General features: G+C 62.4%; 13 protein-coding genes. 8 read left to right on the forward strand and 5 right to left on the reverse strand.

What is annotated here, in order from left to right:
* Positions 1–64 precede the first annotated feature (64 nt).
* Positions 65–1,855, reverse strand: a complete 1,791-nt coding sequence (locus LCH97_RS08270) for a M61 family metallopeptidase (RefSeq protein ID WP_227304974.1) — start codon at positions 1,853–1,855, stop codon at positions 65–67.
* A gap of 422 nt (positions 1,856–2,277) precedes the next feature.
* Between LCH97_RS08270 and ccoN the strand changes: the two genes are divergently transcribed.
* From ccoN to LCH97_RS08305, 7 genes are all read left to right on the forward strand, one after another.
* Complete coding sequence (gene ccoN, locus LCH97_RS08275; protein ID WP_017506976.1) at positions 2,278–3,702, forward strand: cytochrome-c oxidase, cbb3-type subunit I; 1,425 nt, start codon at positions 2,278–2,280, stop codon at positions 3,700–3,702.
* Between the two features lie 18 nt (positions 3,703–3,720).
* Positions 3,721–4,335: a cytochrome-c oxidase, cbb3-type subunit II gene (gene ccoO / locus LCH97_RS08280; protein ID WP_227304978.1), complete on the forward strand. Its 615-nt coding sequence runs from the start codon at positions 3,721–3,723 to the stop codon at positions 4,333–4,335.
* 3 nt (positions 4,336–4,338) lie between these two features.
* Positions 4,339–4,521, forward strand: coding sequence for a cbb3-type cytochrome c oxidase subunit 3 (locus tag LCH97_RS08285; protein ID WP_147684368.1), 183 nt, complete (start codon positions 4,339–4,341; stop codon positions 4,519–4,521).
* The gene (gene ccoP, locus LCH97_RS08290; RefSeq protein WP_227304981.1) at positions 4,518–5,432 is read left to right on the forward strand and encodes a cytochrome-c oxidase, cbb3-type subunit III; all 915 of its coding nucleotides are present in this window, start codon (positions 4,518–4,520) and stop codon (positions 5,430–5,432) included. Before LCH97_RS08285 ends, ccoP begins: the two co-directional genes overlap by 4 nt.
* Positions 5,433–5,582: 150 nt before the next feature.
* Positions 5,583–7,001, forward strand: a complete 1,419-nt coding sequence (gene ccoG, locus LCH97_RS08295) for a cytochrome c oxidase accessory protein CcoG (protein ID WP_227304984.1) — start codon at positions 5,583–5,585, stop codon at positions 6,999–7,001.
* 3 nt (positions 7,002–7,004) lie between these two features.
* Positions 7,005–7,529 (forward strand): FixH family protein, encoded by a 525-nt coding sequence (locus LCH97_RS08300; RefSeq protein WP_227304987.1) that lies wholly within the window; start codon positions 7,005–7,007, stop codon positions 7,527–7,529.
* Between the two features lie 10 nt (positions 7,530–7,539).
* Positions 7,540–7,929: a YbaY family lipoprotein gene (locus LCH97_RS08305; RefSeq protein ID WP_227304990.1), complete on the forward strand. Its 390-nt coding sequence runs from the start codon at positions 7,540–7,542 to the stop codon at positions 7,927–7,929.
* Positions 7,930–8,019: 90 nt separating this feature from the next.
* Here the strand turns inward: LCH97_RS08305 and LCH97_RS08310 are convergent, their stop codons facing one another.
* Positions 8,020–9,228, reverse strand: coding sequence for an MFS transporter (locus LCH97_RS08310; RefSeq protein WP_227304993.1), 1,209 nt, complete (start codon positions 9,226–9,228; stop codon positions 8,020–8,022).
* A 91-nt stretch (positions 9,229–9,319) separates the two neighbouring features.
* Between LCH97_RS08310 and LCH97_RS08315 the strand changes: the two genes are divergently transcribed.
* Entirely contained in the window at positions 9,320–11,002 is a 1,683-nt protein-coding gene (locus LCH97_RS08315) for an ABC transporter substrate-binding protein (protein WP_227304996.1), read from the forward strand.
* A 197-nt stretch (positions 11,003–11,199) separates the two neighbouring features.
* Here LCH97_RS08315 and LCH97_RS08320 read toward each other — a convergent pair whose 3' ends face one another.
* From LCH97_RS08320 to LCH97_RS08330, 3 genes are all read right to left on the reverse strand, one after another.
* Entirely contained in the window at positions 11,200–12,312 is a 1,113-nt protein-coding gene (locus LCH97_RS08320; protein ID WP_227304998.1) for an alpha-hydroxy acid oxidase, read from the reverse strand.
* A gap of 51 nt (positions 12,313–12,363) precedes the next feature.
* The gene (locus LCH97_RS08325; protein WP_227305000.1) at positions 12,364–13,143 is read right to left on the reverse strand and encodes a hypothetical protein; all 780 of its coding nucleotides are present in this window, start codon (positions 13,141–13,143) and stop codon (positions 12,364–12,366) included.
* A gap of 77 nt (positions 13,144–13,220) precedes the next feature.
* Positions 13,221–14,609 (reverse strand): tryptophanase, encoded by a 1,389-nt coding sequence (locus LCH97_RS08330; RefSeq protein ID WP_227305002.1) that lies wholly within the window; start codon positions 14,607–14,609, stop codon positions 13,221–13,223.
* Positions 14,610–15,088: the final 479 nt, after the last annotated feature.

Raw genomic sequence — 15,088 nt, forward strand, 5'->3', positions numbered from 1 at the left:
TAGGCTTGCAAGGCGGGTCGGCGCGCGCCGCCTCCTTGTCTTTATCAACGCAAAGCGTCCCTGGTTATTGTTTGATCCACGCGGCGGCACCGGGTGCCAGGCTCAGGCGGCAAGTGTCGGCTTGCGTGGCTTGCAGTGTGACTTTGTAGGTAGCCAGCTCGTCACGGCGGAAGGCGTGTACTTTGACGGCATCGCCTACTTGGTGGCGGGCGATGGCTTTATCAAGATCGCTGGCTTTCAGGCCGTTTACCGCCACGATGACGTCCCCGCCGGACAGGCCCGCGGCCTGAGCGGCACCGCCATCGAGCACCTGCAGCAGACGCACGCCCAGCGTATCGGCAGCCGCTTTCACGCCAAAGGTTGGCCGCACTGCGGCAGGCTGGATGCTGTCTACGACGCTGCCGCTATCTGCGGGGCTATCGGATGGCACCATCTGCAGACTGACCCCCTGGGTAGCCAGCAGTTCAGCCAGCGGCAGGTCTTGCGTACTACGGATAGCTTTATCGAAGAACTGGCCCAGTTTCAGGCCGGTGGCTTGCTCGGCTACCTGCTCCCACTCGCCCTCGGCCAAGCCCTGGCCGTCGGCCAGCCATTTTTGCCATAGCGCCAGCATCACGGTATCCAGGCTCTTGGCGCCGCCGGTTTCGTGGCGGATGTGCAGGTCCAGCGCCAGCGCGGCCAGCGAACCCTTGGTGTAGTAGCTGACAATGCTGTTGGGGCTGTTTTCGTCCTGGCGGTAATACTTGGTCCACGCATCGAAGCTGGAGTCGGCCAGGGTCTGCTTGGTACGGCCATTGCCGCGCATGACGCCGGTAATGGTTTTGGCCAGCAGGCCCAGGTAGCGTTTTTCGTCAATCAGGCCACTGCGCACCAGCGCCAGATCGTCGTAATACGAGGTAATGCCCTCGAACGCCCACAGCAGCGTGGTGTGGCCTTCACGGTTCAGGTCGTAAGGGGTGAACACGGCCGGCTTCATGCGCTTCACGTTCCAGCTGTGGAAATACTCGTGGCTGATCAAGCCCAACAGGCGCAGGTAGCCGTCGCCGATCTCGCCCTCAGCCAGGCCCGGCGCCGGCAGGTCGTCGCGGTTGGCCACCAGCGCGGTAGAGGCGCGGTGCTCCAGGCCGCCGTAGATGTCGGCGCCGACAAACAGCATGAACACGTAGCGGTCGAACGGGGCGGGCTCGCCAAAGAAGCGGATCTGCCACTCGCAAATACGCTTGGTATCGGCAGCCAGGCGCTTGAGGTCTGCCTGGCAGACGCCAGAAACCACAAACTCGTGCGGCACGCCGCAGGCCTTGAATGTGATGCGCTGGAAACGGCCCAGCTCTACCGGGTGGTCGATCAGCTCGTCGTAGTTGGCCGCACGGTAGCGGCCGAAACCGCTCTTTTTGTGCACGTCGAGCGCGGGCAAGCTGGTGGCCACTTGCCAGTCAGACAAAGCTTTGCTGGCCGGGGCATCGATATCGACAGTGCAAGGATCATTTTCGAAGCCATCTGCCGACAGGAAAACACTGGTGCCGTTATAGAAACCGCGGTTGGCATCGAGATAGGCCCCGCGCACCGACAAATCGTAGGCGTACACCTGGTAGCGCACGGTCAGTTCGCCCTTCACCGGGGCGGCCTGCCAGCTGTGCTTGTCCAGCTTGGTCAGGGCTACCGCCTTTTTGCCGCTGCTGGCGCTGATCTGCACGATATGGCGGGCAAACTCGCGCACCATATAGCTGCCCGGTATCCAGGCTGGCAGGCGCAGTACTTGCCCGACGGCGGCAGGCTGGGCAACGGTGACGGTCACCTCGAAAAGGTGGGCTTGCGGGTCGAGTACGCAAAGGCGGTAGCTAACAGAGGAAGACATAGTGCTGAAACCGTTCTGTGGCAGAAAGATGCTGGATTCTAGCACCGGCTGTACAAAACCACCCCTGACCTTCAGTCTTGATCTTCATCAATAGCAGTACTACCGATGACAATATAATCCACATCTGTCAAAAGGCTAAAAAGGCCAAAAAGCCAGCATGGGCGGGGGAAACAGTACACAGCCCCGCGTTCTTGACTGGTGGCTGGTGCCTGAATTGATTAGAATAGCCTGTTGAATACGCGGGTGTATTAAAGCACTTGTTCTTGCCTGGCAAGGCAGTGGTGCAAAGCGGGGCGCACCAGCTACAGGGGTTTTGATCAACACCCAAGAACTTGATACACCTCCCCAGTTTTGGGCTGGTACACAAAATTCAAGTCACCAGTTTTACACGTTCTAGTTCGCAACCTTGGAGAAAACCCTAAATGGATACGCAATCCACTTATAACTATAAGGTGGTGCGCCAGTTCTCGATAATGACCGTGGTTTGGGGCATTGTCGGGATGCTGGTTGGCGTCATTATTGCGGCCCAGCTGGTGTGGCCGGAGCTCAACTTTGGGCCCTGGTTCCACTACGGCCGTCTGCGCCCCCTGCACACCAACGCCGTGATCTTTGCATTCGGCGGCTGCGCGCTGTTTGCCACGTCTTACTACGTGGTGCAGCGTACCTGTAACGTTCGCCTGATTTCCGACAAGCTGGCTGCGTTTACCTTCTGGGGTTGGCAACTGGTTATCGTACTGGCCGCCATCACCCTGCCGCTGGGCATTACCGCCGGTAAGGAATACGCCGAGCTGGAATGGCCTATCGACATCCTGATCACCGTGATCTGGGTGGTATACGCCATTGTGTTCTTCGGTACCCTGGCCATCCGCAAGGTGAAGCACATCTACGTAGCCAACTGGTTCTACGGTGCCTTCATCCTGGCCGTAGCCCTGCTGCACGTCGTAAACAGCCTGGCTATCCCGGTATCGCTGACCAAGTCCTACTCCATTTACGCCGGCGCAGTGGATGCCATGGTGCAATGGTGGTACGGCCACAACGCCGTAGGCTTCTTCCTGACTGCCGCCTTCCTGGGCATGATGTACTACTTCGTTCCGAAGCAGGCTGGCCGTCCGGTGTACTCCTACCGTCTGTCCGTGGTGCACTTCTGGGCGCTGATCTTCACCTACATGTGGGCCGGCCCTCACCACCTGCACTACACCGCCCTGCCTGACTGGACCCAGTCGCTGGGTATGGCGTTCTCGCTGGTACTGCTGGCACCAAGCTGGGGCGGCATGATCAACGGCATCATGACCCTGTCCGGCGCGTGGCACAAACTGCGTACCGACCCGGTACTGAAGTTCCTGGTGGTATCGCTGTCCTTCTACGGTATGTCCACCTTCGAAGGCCCGATGATGTCCATCAAAACCGTTAACGCCCTGTCGCACTACACCGACTGGACCGTTGGCCACGTGCACTCCGGTGCCCTGGGCTGGGTTGCCTTCATCTCTATCGGTTCCATGTACTACCTGCTGCCGCGCCTGTTCGGCCGTGACAGCATGCACAGCGTGAAACTGATCGAAGCTCACTTCTGGCTGGCTACCGTTGGCGTGGTGCTGTACATCGCCTCCCTGTGGATTGCCGGTGTGATGCAAGGCCTGATGTGGCGCGCACTGAACGCCGACGGCACCCTCACCTACTCGTTTGTAGAAGCCGTTAAAGCGTCCTACCCGTACCTGTTTGTCCGCTTCCTGGGTGGTTTCCTGTTCCTGTCCGGTATGTTGCTGATGGCTTACAACACCTTCCGTACCGTAGCAGCAGGTCGTCCGGTAGATGCCAAGATCCCGGCAGTTACCGCGCACGCGCACTAAGGGAGCCAAGGAAACATCATGGAAAAGATCCAGAAACTGATTGAAGAAAACGTAGCGTATCTGATCGTGCTGACCCTGCTGGTTATCAGTGTGGCCGCCCTGATCGAGATCGTACCGTTGATGTTCCAGAAGTCCACCACCCAGCCTGTAGCCGGTGTGAAGCCTTACACCGCCCTGCAGCTGACCGGTCGTGACATCTATATCCGCGAAGGCTGCTACACCTGCCACTCGCAGATGATTCGTCCGTTCCGTGCGGAAACCGAGCGCTATGGCCACTACTCCGTAGCCGGCGAATCGGTATACGACCACCCGTTCCAGTGGGGCTCCAAACGTACTGGCCCGGATCTGGCCCGTGTAGGTGGCCGTTACTCCGACGAATGGCACCGTGTTCACCTGACCAACCCGCGTGACGTGGTACCAGAGTCCAACATGCCTGCCTTCCCGTGGCTGGCTCGCAACCTGGCCGATGCTGACGGCGTAGCTGCCAAGATGACCGCCCTGCGCAAGGTTGGCGTGCCATACACCGACAAGGAAATTGCCGAGGCGAAAGCCCAGGTAGAGGGCAAGTCCGAGCTGGATGCGCTGATTACCTACCTGCAAGGCCTGGGCCTTGCACTGAAGAACGCGCGTTAAGCCATGGACTGGACTAATCTGGGGCGCATCCTGTTCACGGTATTCTGCTTTACCGTGTTTATCGTGATTGCATTGGGTGCCTTCGGTAAAAAAGCCAAGAAGCGTTATGACGAAGCGGCCAACCTCGTGATGGACGAGGACGACACGCCAGCAGCGGATAACGCTTCCAACGGAGCGAAGCAATGAGTGATTTTGTGAGTGATTTCTGGGGCGTATATATCGCCGTAGTGGTGATTGTGGGTCTGGTGGGCTTGACCTTCCTGCTGTTCTCGCAATCGAAAACCACTGTCAAGAAAGGTGAAGAAGTTCAGATCACCGGCCATATCTGGGACGATGACCTGGCTGAATACAACAACCCGCTGCCACGCTGGTGGATGTTGATGTTCTATCTGACCCTGATCTTTGCTGCAGTTTACCTGGTACTGTACCCGGGCCTGGGTACCTGGAAGGGTATTCGCGGCTGGACTTCGGTAGGCCAGTACAAAGAAGAGAAAGCCGTTGCAGAAGCCAAATACCAGCCGCTGTACGACAAGTACCTGAAACAGGACATCAAGGCTGTCGCTGCCGATCCGGAAGCACAAGCCATGGGCAAACGCCTGTTCCAGACCTACTGCGTACAGTGCCACGGCTCTGATGCACGCGGTGCCAAAGGCTTCCCGAACCTGACGGACAGCGACTGGCTGTATGGTGGTGACCCGAAAACCATCCACACCACTATCGCAGGTGGCCGTCAGGGCCAGATGCCGGCCTTCGGCGCTGCATTCGGTGAAGAAAAGGTGAAAGACGTTGCCAACTACGCTATGTCGCTGTCCGGCAAGAAACACGATGCCGACCGCGCTGCGCGTGGCAAGGAAACCTTCGCTGCCATTTGCTCGGCCTGCCACGGTGCAGACGGTAAAGGTAACCAGGCGATGGGTGCTCCTAACCTGACCGACAATGTATGGCTGTATGGTGGTACCGAAAAAACCATCATCGAAACCGTTACCAACGGCCGCAACAACCAGATGCCAGCCTGGAAAGACTTCCTGGGTGATGGCAAGGTTCACCTGCTGACCGCTTACGTTTATGGCTTGTCCAATAACGCCAAAGCCCAGTAATTGACCCTGCTCAATACTGCCCGCGCAAGCGGGCAGTATCTTTTGTGCTAACATTTTATTTGTTTGTGAATTGTTTTAGCATCAAGCATGCTTCATAAAGACCCTAGAATAAGCTGGGTGCTTTATGAAGCGTTCTCCAAGGAAAGCCAGATGAGCGACAAGCTGAAAGATATCGGGGTCAAGGTAGAAAAGCCCCAGGGTGAAACGGTTTCGCTGTATGCAGCGCAAAAGAAGATCTACCCGCGCAGCGCAAAAGGTGTATTTGCCAACTGGCGCATCCTGTTTGTGATTGCTACCCAGCTGGTGTATTTCGGCCTGCCATGGCTGCAGTGGAATGGCCGCCAGGCCGTACTGTTTGACCTGGTCAGCCGCAAGTTCTACCTGTTTGGCCTCACCATCATGCCGCAAGACTTTGTCTATCTGGCTGCCCTGCTGATGTGCTGTGCCTTCGGCCTGTTTACCTGGACCACCATCGCCGGCCGCCTCTGGTGTGGTTACTCCTGCCCGCAGACGGTGTATACCGAGATCATGCTGTGGATCGAGGAAAAAATCGAAGGCGACCGCAATAAACGCATCAAACTGGATAAAGAACCATGGAGCCTGCGCAAACTGCGCATCAAAGGCACCTCGCACGGCATCATGATCCTGTTCTCGCTGTGGACCGGCTTTACCCTGGTGGGCTACTTCACGCCGATGCAAGACCTGCTCAAGGCCATGCCTACGTTCAACTACGGTACGTGGGAAACCTTCTGGATGTTCTTCTACGCCGGCTTTACCTACCTGCTGGCCGCCCATATGCGCGAACAGGTATGCATGTACATGTGCCCGTACGCCCGCTTCCAGAGCGCCATGTTCGATGAAGACACGCTGATCATCTCCTACGACGAAAAACGCGGCGAGCCACGCGGCGCGCGTAAAAAAGGCCAGGAGCAAGCCAACCTGGGCGACTGCATCAACTGTGGTATCTGCGTACAAGTCTGCCCTACCGGCATCGACATCCGTAACGGCCTGCAATACGAGTGCATCGGCTGTGCCGCCTGTATCGACGCCTGCGACGAAGTCATGGTGAAGATAGGCAGCCCCAAAGGCCTGATCCGCTACACCACAGAAGCTGCCCTGGAAGGCAAATACCCGGAAAGCGCCATTGTTTCTCGCCTGAAACGGCCACGGGTCGTGATGTACATGCTGGTGCTGTCGGTCATCTTCATTGCCGCCATCGCCTCGCTCAGCATGCGCAAACCGTTCAAGGTGGATATCATTCGGGATCGCGCATCCTTGGTACGTGAAACCAACGACGGCCTGCTGGAAAACACCTACAGCATCCGTATCATGAACGTATCGGAACAAGTGCAGACATTCCGCATCAAAGTGGAAGGTCTGGAAGGAATCAAACTGGTTAGCGAGCACCCGCAAATCCGTGTAGAAGGCATGAGCAACGAGCTGGTGTCGGTACGCGCCCAGGTTGCGCCGGAAATTGCCACCAAAGGCAGCCACGAGATTCACTTCACCATCGAGTCGCTGACCAACGAGGCCAGCATTGAAGAGAAATCCAGCTTTATCGGGGAATAAGGCATGCAAAACCACACCGGGGCCCCGCGCCCCTGGTACAAAGACCGCTGGCCATGGCTACTCATGGCCGGCCCTTTCCTGGCTGTCGTCGCCGGTATCATCACCTTCCGCATCGCTGTTGTAACGGCCGATGACATGGTGACCGACGACTACTACAAGCGCGGCAAGGACATCAATCTGGAGCTGGGCCGCGACAAGGCGGCCATCGAGCTGGGTATCGATGCACAAGCCATGTTCAGTGACGACGGTCAGTCGGTACGCGTCCTGACCACCAGCAAGACACCCCTGCAGGGCGACCTTGTCCTTACCCTGCTGCACCCTACCCGCCAGCAAGACGACCAGCACGTCACCCTGGCCCGTCAGGGCGACAATATCTACCAGGCCCGCATCAATGCCGGCAATGCCAAGCACTGGTATGTGCGCCTGGAAGACAAAGCCGGCAAGTGGCGCTTGCAAGGCGAGTGGCGCCCAGGCGAAAGTGCCATGGTGCAACTGGGCAACCCCAAACTGGAACAGCCAGCACAATGAGGAGCGCAGCATGAGCCGGATCAACCGACGTCATCTTTTACTCGGCCTGGCCACCAGTACCCTGGCAGCCTGCGCCACCCGCCCGGGCATGGGCTATGTCAACGGTAGCGCTTTCTACCTGGAACGCATCGCCTACCCGCAAGACAAGACCACGCTGCGCGTACGTTTGCTGGATGTCACCAGCGGCGCCCCCGCCGTGCTGGCCGAGCAGACACTGGAAAAGGTCGCCACGCCCATCGCCTTCTCGCTGTGCTACGACTACGCCGCCATCAAGCCCGGCCGCCAGTACGCAGTGGACGCCCGCCTGTTTGTCGATGGCGAGCTGCGCATGCAGGCCGCCGAGCCGGTAGCCAACCTGGCCAACAAGCTGGATATCCGCCTGGTGATGGTGGGTCAGTAAGCCCGCCACGCAGCGCAAAAGGCAGCCACCAGGCTGCCTTTTTCATTGTCTGGGCCAAGGCAAGGTTGGCCGCAAGCTGCCCGACCAGCCTCACACCACCCGGTACACCGCGCCCAGCCGGCAACACAGCGCCGCCAGCAAAGACAATACTGCTGCGGCCAACATCAGCTGCGTCAGCGGCCAGCTGCCAGCCAGGGCGCCGGACAACCACAGCGTCAGCGGCATCAATAGCTTGAACAGCGAACCGGTGATGCCCGACACGCGGCCGATCAGCGCCAGCGGCGTGCTTTCCTGCCGGTAGCTCCACACGCAGACATTGCCGCACACCACCACAAAGCTGCTGGCCAGCATCACCAGCCCCAGCAGCCATACCTGCTGCAGCGTGGCCAGCGCCACCATGCCCAGCCCTTCCAGCGCAAAGGCCAGCATTACTACCCGCCCCAAACCCAAGCGCTGCCGCAGCCACGTAACGCTGAAACCGGCGGCAATGCCCCCGACGCCGGCCACGCCGTACAGCACGCCCAGCTGCGCCGGGCTCAGCCCCAAGCTGTCGCGCAGGCGGAACAGCTGCAACACCTCGGCCATGCCGCTGGCGCCATTGGCCAGCACCACCGCCCACGCCAGCTGCCACAGCGGGCGGTTGGCACGCAGCGCCGCCCAGCCTGCGGCCAACTCGCTAGCAAAATGGCGCTCGCCAGCAGCCTGCGGCGGCGTGGCCGGTACCCGCAACAGCGCCAGCGACGACAGCACGAACAGCAGCGCCGGCAGCCACAAGCCCCACGCCAACGAAGCAAAGGCAATCAGCAGGCCAGACAGCATCGGCCCGGTGACGGCAAACAGGTTGAACAGCGTATTCAGGTAGCTGGTGGCCGGCATCAGCAAAGCCGGCGGCACGCTGTGCTTCACCAGGCCAAAGCGGCAGATGGCGGTGATGTAATTGCACAGCATCATCACAAAAGCCAGCGGATAAAACCCCCACACCAGCAGCCAGCCCTGCGCCAGCAAACCGCCCGCCAGCCCCAGCAGCAGCGCCATCACTAGCAAGCTGCGCTGCGCCCAGCGCCGGCAGCACACGCGGTCTACCCACACGCCGATGAACACCGCCAGCAGCAGGTTGGGCAGAAACTCCACCGCGCGCAGCTGGCTCATCGCGTTCAGCGAATGCGTCAGCTCGTACAAGATCAGCGGCAAGGCCAGCTGATAGATCTGGCTGCCCAGTGCCAGAAACAGCGTACTGGCAAACAGCCCCACAAATACCGGCTGCTGCCACAGCCCCCCGCCCTGCCCTGCTTGTTGCATGCTGCACTCCTGATGATCGATATGGCTGGACAGCATGCCGGCAAAAAGCGGAAGCTAAACAGGAGACAAATCAACACGGTGTTCCGCTTTTATGCACAAAGCCCGTCAGTACTACCAGCGCCTGTACCATGCCCGCCACGGCCAGAGCGGCCCGGCGCGGCTGGAACAGGTGGCCGAGCAGCTGTGCTGCAGCCCGCGCCACGCCCGTGCCGTGCTGGCCACGCTGGCCGCGCACGGCTGGCTGCAATGGCAGGCTGGGCGCGGGCGCGGCCAACTGTCGCAGCTGCAGTTCCACACCCACCCGGCCACGCTGGAGGCCGACGCGCTGCAGCAACACCTGGCGCGCGGCGACATCGAAAGCGCCATGCAGCAGCTCACCCCCGCCAGCCGGCAACGGCTGGGCGAGCTGCTGCCTGCCTACCTGGGCGTGCAGCCCGGCAGCGAGCAGCGGCTGCGCATCCCGTTTTACCGGCCGCTGCACAGCCTGGACCCGGTGCAGATCAACCGCCGCACCGAGTGCCACCTGATCCGCCAGCTGTTCGACGGCCTGACCTGCTACCAACGCGACAGCGGCCGCATCGAGCCGGCGCTGGCGCACCACTGGCAGCACGACGCCAGCCTGCAGCAGTGGCGCTTCGTGCTGCGCCCCGGCGTACTGTTCCACCACGGCCGGCCGCTGGAGGGCGAAGACGTGCGCCAGACGCTGTACCGCCTGCGCGACGAGCCCGGCCCGTTCCAGCGCCTGTTCGCCCATGTGCAGTCGGTGCAGCTGCCCGCGCCGCGTGAGGTACACGTCACGCTGTCGCAACCGGATGCGCTGCTGCCGCACCGGCTAGCCGACCATTGCGCGGTGATCCTGCCGCGCGAACGTTGGCCGCAAGCCGACTTTGGCCGCCTGCCCAGCGGCACCGGCCCGTTCCGCCTCAGCATCAACAACGCCCACCGCGCCACGCTGCGCGCCTTCGAGCGCTACTGGCAGGCACGACCGCTGCTGGACGAAGTGGACATCTGGGTGGTGAACGACGACGCCACCCGCGCCCGGCTGGACGTGCGGCTGGGCTACCACGGCCAGACGCCGCCGCAGGGGCAGTACACGCTGCAAGCCGAGCCCGGCTGCAGCTATGTGTGCGCCAACCCGGACACGCTGGACGCCGGCCAGCGTGCCGCCCTCGCCGCCTGGCTGCACCCGGCGCACTGGCCCGCCGACCTGGGCGGCCAACGTGCGCTGGGCATGCTGGCGCAATGGCAGCACTGGCCGGCGCCGCAGGCGGCCCCGCGACCGGCGCTGCCGCCACGCTTGCGGCTGGTCACCTACAAGCTGGCCACCCACATCGGGCTGGCCGAGCACGTGTGTGCCCGGCTGGCCGCCGCCGGCTGCCAGGTCACGCTGCAGGTGCTGGATTTCCCCGAGTTTGCGGCCAACCACTGGCGCCACAGCGCCGACCTGATGCTGACCGGCGAGGTGCTGGGCGACGACCTAGACTACAGCTGCTACCAGTGGTTGGCCGGCGCATCCGGCTTTCACCCCTGGCTTAGCGACGCCACCCGCCACGCGCTGCACACGTGGGTTGGCCGCAGCCAGGCCGAGCCGGACAGCGCCACGCGTTGGCAGCACTACGCCGCCGCCGCCAGCCTGCTGGTGCGTGAGCACGCGCTGATCCCGCTGCAGCACAGCACCATGCGGCTGGAGTTCGACCCGCAGCTGCGCGGTATCGCGCTATCGCAATGCGGCTGGATGGACTTCCGCCAGCTGTGGTTCGACAGCGCGGCGTGAGGCTGCATAGCGGCAAGGTTGGCCGCAGGCGGGTAGCAGCGCATGAGAGCGGGCATGCGGATGACGGCAGCCAGGGGCCGCACCACTCAGGCGGCGGCCATCGCGCAAGCTTGCGGCGCTGGCAAAGCACAAGGGCAAGCCTGCGGCTTGCCCTTGCTGTTATCCACGCGGCCAAGCTTTGCCGCCAGCCACCCGCACTACGCGGCAGGCGGCGCCGGCCACAGGCAGTGCGGGCCGATGTCGGCCAGCGTGCGGCAGCCGGTCAGCGCCATGGTCACCTCCAGCTCTTCGTGCAGCGTACGCAGCAAGTGGGCCACGCCCAGCGCGCCGGCCACTGCCAGCGCGTGGATAAACGGGCGACCGATCAACACCGCGCTGGCGCCCAGCGCCAAGGCCTTGAATACGTCGCTGCCGCGACGGATACCCCCGTCCAGCAGCAGCGGCACGCGGCCCTGCACCACGGCGGCAATCGCAGGCAGTGCGTCCAGCGCAGCTGGTACCGTGTCCAGCACGCGGCCGCCGTGGTTGGACACAATCAAGCCGTCCACACCGTGTTGCAACGCCAGCTCGGCGTCGTGCGGCGACAGGATGCCTTTCAGCAAGATGGGCAAGCGGGTCTGGCTGCGCAGCCAGGCGATGTCGGCCCAGCGCGGAGCGATGGCCATCATGCCGTCGAACACCCCGCTCTGCCCGGCGGCCAGCGCCGGTTGGTACGGCGCCATGCCGGCGAGGTTCACCGCCGCCACGCCGTCGGGCAGGGCAAAGCCGGCACGCTGCTCGGCGTTGCGCACGCCGGCCAGCGGCGCGTCCACCGTCAACACCAGCGCGCGATAGCCGGCGGCTTCGGCGCGCTGCACCAGCTGTGCCACCACGGCGCGGTCGTGCTGCCAGTACAGCTGGAACCACAAGGGCGATGGCGCGGCCGCGGCGATGTCTTCCAGCGCCGTGCTGGCCAGCGTGCTCACCAGCATGCTGCTGCCCATCACGCTGGCGGCGTAAGCGGCGCTGCGCTCGGCGTCGGGGTGTACCAGTTTCTGGTAGGCCACCGGCGCCAGCAAAATCGGCATGGCCAGCTCCAGCTCCAGCCCCGGCAGACGGCAGCGGCTGTGGCCGCCCTGCACGTCGGCCAGCACACGGGGGTGCAGGCGGTGGCGGGCAAAGGCCTGCAGGTTGGCCGCATGGCTCAGTTCGTCGGCGGCGGCGCTATCGATATAGGCGCGGGCGTTGGCCGACATCATGCGCTGGGCGTAGCGCTGGTAGTCGGCGGCGGACACCAGGTCGGCGGGGATATGGTCCAGATGCGGGGTCATGGCGGTAAGGCAGCAGGCAAAGCGCCACCCTACCCCAGATGGGAATAACTATCAATCACTCAATACCGACAGCGGCAGCGGCTGGTCGGTAGCGCAGTCGTACAGCAGGTCGGTGACGCGGCCAGCCGGCAGGCAGCCGTAGCGCTGCGGTGCCACGATCATCAGCAAGCCATGGTCGGCCGGGCGCGGCAGCCAGCGCTCGTTATCGCTGATGGTGACCGCCCCTACGCCAAAGCGGCGCAGCATGGGCAGCGAATAACTCCAGGCCTTGTACTGGCGCATGATGCGGGGAAAGTGGCGGTAGCCGTAGCTGGTGATCTGCGCATCGACACCAATGCGGGCAAAGAAAGCCAGCTCGCGCTGGCGGGCTTCTTTTACCTCGGCGGCAAAACGCTGCCGCGCCTCGGCCTGGCGCTGCGGCGCAAAGCGCGCCAGATAGCTATCGCGCTGGCGGTGTGCCTCGTCCATACCACCATGAAAAGCCAGCACCGCGTGGTAACCCAGCTCGCGCTGGCTGGCGGCGGTAAACACGTAGTTGGCGCAAGACGAATTGCAGTAACGCGGCACGTACACGCGCAAGCGGTGCTGCGCCACCCACTCGCCCAGCGCCAGCCCCAGGTTGAACGCGCCGCCGCTACTGCTGATCACCAGCGTGTGCGGCTTCACCGTCGCCGCATCGTATAGCGTAAACAGGCGCTGGTTGGCCGCCGCCGATAGCTCGCCGTCGTACACCAGCGCGTCGCCCGCGTAAGACAGCGTAACGCTGGTTTGCGCCAGCGCCTTCGCAGCCAGTAATGCGGCCAACAGCGCCGCAATGATCCTGATATGCATGCCCTTGCCTCCTGCCAGCACTATACAAGCACAAGAAAAACCCCGCTGCGTGCAGCGGGGTGTGGGCAGGTAAGGGCTTACAGCGGATGCAGGCGCGCGGTGAAGTGGCGCAGGATAGGCGGCTCGTAATCAAAACCCAGGCCACGGATGCTGCTGGCACGCTGCTGGATGTCGATCAGGCAGTCGGCGATGTAGTCCATGTGGTCGTTGGTGTACACGCGGCGCGGGATGGTCAGGCGCAGCAGCTCGAACGGCGACGGTTCCTGCTCGCCGGTAGCCGGGTTGCGGCCCAGCAGCAGCGAGCCGATTTCCACGCCGCGGATGCCGCCTTCCAGGTACAGCTCGCACGCCAGCGCGTGCGCCGGAAACTGCCCGGCCGGGATGTGCGGCAGCAGCTTTTTGGCGTCCACAAACACGGCGTGGCCACCGGTAGGCGTCTGGATAGGGATACCGCCTGCGGCCAACCTGTCGCCCAGATAGGCAACCTGGCCGATACGGTAGGCCAGATAGCCTTCGTCCATGCCTTCTTTCAGGCCCACCGCCAGCGCGGCCATGTCGCGGCCGGCCAGGCCGCCGTAGGTGACAAAGCCTTCCATCGCCACGCAGCGTACCTGCACGCTGCGGAACAGGTCTTCGTCATCCTTGAAGCAGCACAGGCCGCCGATGTTCACCAGCGCGTCCTTCTTGGCCGACATGGTGAACATGTCACCGTGGCTGAACATCTCGTACACGATGGCCGGTACCGACATGTTGGCGTAGTCCGGGTCGCGCTGCTGGATGAACCAGGCGTTTTCGGCAAAGCGCGCCGCGTCGATGATCACCGGTATGCCGTGGCGGCGCGCCAGCGCGGCCGACTCGCGGATGCTGGCCATGCTCACTGGCTGGCCACCGGCGCTATTGCAGGTCACGGTGATGATCAGGCCGGCCACGTTGGCCGCGCCGTGCTCTTCGATCAGCGCCGCCAGGCGCGGCAGGTCGAAGTCACCTTTCCAGTCGTAGGCAGTGGTGGTGTCCAGCGCCTGCGGCGTCAGCACGTTGATGGCACGGGCGCCGGCAATTTCGACGTGCGCCTTGGTGGTATCAAAGTGATAGTTGGACAAAAACACCGGCTGCTGACTGCCGCAGCGTTTTACCAGCTCGGGGAACAGTATCTGCTCGGCGCCACGGCCCTGGTGGGTGGGCATGGTGTGCGCGTAGCCGAACACCTCTTTCACCGTGGCTTCCAGCTCGTAGAAGTTGCGGCTACCGGCGTAGGCTTCGTCGCCCATCATCACGCCGGCCCACTGGCGGTCCGACATGGCGCCGGTGCCGCTGTCGGTCAGTAGGTCGATGTATACGTCTTCACCGCGCAGCAGGAAGGGGTTCCAGCCGGCAGCGGCCAGTGCCTCGCGGCGGTATTCGGGCGTGGTCTGTTTGATGGGCTCTACCATCTTGATGCGGAAAGGTTCGGGGATGCGTCGTGCCATGTTGATGCTCCATGCCTGCGGCCAACCTTGCAGACGCAGCGGCCACAAACGCACGCCATCAAGGCGTGCACGGGCGACGCGACGGCACACTGCGGGCGCGGCAACAGCGCGCAGCAACGCAGCGTGGCAAGGCCACAGGTGTCGATTGATTGTTTAGATTGGCTTTAAAACAGACGGACAGCCGGGTGGCTGCCAAGGGGCATCAGGCGCGGGGAAAGTCGTTGGCCAGTACAACGTCGAGGTTATACCAGTTAGGCAGCAGGCTGCGGCAAGTGCTGCTTGCTGCGGGGCAAACTAGCGGTTTCATGCACGTTCTCCAGTGTGTCGGGTGGCCGCGCGGGCCACACTGCAGCGTACGCCAGCTGCTGCCAGCCAGCAAGATTTATCGATGTTACAGCGCAGCAATTCGATAACGAAACAGATTGATCCGTACTGGAATAATTACACTATACGAATATGCATAACGAGTAAGTTTCATC

The organism is Vogesella sp. XCS3, from assembly GCF_020616155.1.
In the GTDB taxonomy this organism is placed as follows: Bacteria; Pseudomonadota; Gammaproteobacteria; order Burkholderiales; family Chromobacteriaceae; genus Vogesella.

What these genes read in the sequence shown, in the direction of transcription:
- LCH97_RS08330 (WP_227305002.1), bottom strand. Translation starts at nt 14,609, where the DNA reads ATGGCACGACGCATCCCCGAACCTTTCCGCATCAAGATGGTAGAGCCC.
- LCH97_RS08320 (WP_227304998.1), bottom strand. Translation starts at nt 12,312, where the DNA reads ATGACCCCGCATCTGGACCATATCCCCGCCGACCTGGTGTCCGCCGCC.
- LCH97_RS08310 (WP_227304993.1), bottom strand. Translation starts at nt 9,228, where the DNA reads ATGCAACAAGCAGGGCAGGGCGGGGGGCTGTGGCAGCAGCCGGTATTT.
- ccoN (WP_017506976.1), top strand. Translation starts at nt 2,278, where the DNA reads ATGGATACGCAATCCACTTATAACTATAAGGTGGTGCGCCAGTTCTCG.
- LCH97_RS08270 (WP_227304974.1), bottom strand. Translation starts at nt 1,855, where the DNA reads ATGTCTTCCTCTGTTAGCTACCGCCTTTGCGTACTCGACCCGCAAGCC.
- ccoP (WP_227304981.1), top strand. Translation starts at nt 4,518, where the DNA reads ATGAGTGATTTTGTGAGTGATTTCTGGGGCGTATATATCGCCGTAGTG.
- LCH97_RS08305 (WP_227304990.1), top strand. Translation starts at nt 7,540, where the DNA reads ATGAGCCGGATCAACCGACGTCATCTTTTACTCGGCCTGGCCACCAGT.
- ccoO (WP_227304978.1), top strand. Translation starts at nt 3,721, where the DNA reads ATGGAAAAGATCCAGAAACTGATTGAAGAAAACGTAGCGTATCTGATC.
- LCH97_RS08315 (WP_227304996.1), top strand. Translation starts at nt 9,320, where the DNA reads ATGCACAAAGCCCGTCAGTACTACCAGCGCCTGTACCATGCCCGCCAC.
- LCH97_RS08325 (WP_227305000.1), bottom strand. Translation starts at nt 13,143, where the DNA reads ATGCATATCAGGATCATTGCGGCGCTGTTGGCCGCATTACTGGCTGCG.
- LCH97_RS08285 (WP_147684368.1), top strand. Translation starts at nt 4,339, where the DNA reads ATGGACTGGACTAATCTGGGGCGCATCCTGTTCACGGTATTCTGCTTT.
- ccoG (WP_227304984.1), top strand. Translation starts at nt 5,583, where the DNA reads ATGAGCGACAAGCTGAAAGATATCGGGGTCAAGGTAGAAAAGCCCCAG.
- LCH97_RS08300 (WP_227304987.1), top strand. Translation starts at nt 7,005, where the DNA reads ATGCAAAACCACACCGGGGCCCCGCGCCCCTGGTACAAAGACCGCTGG.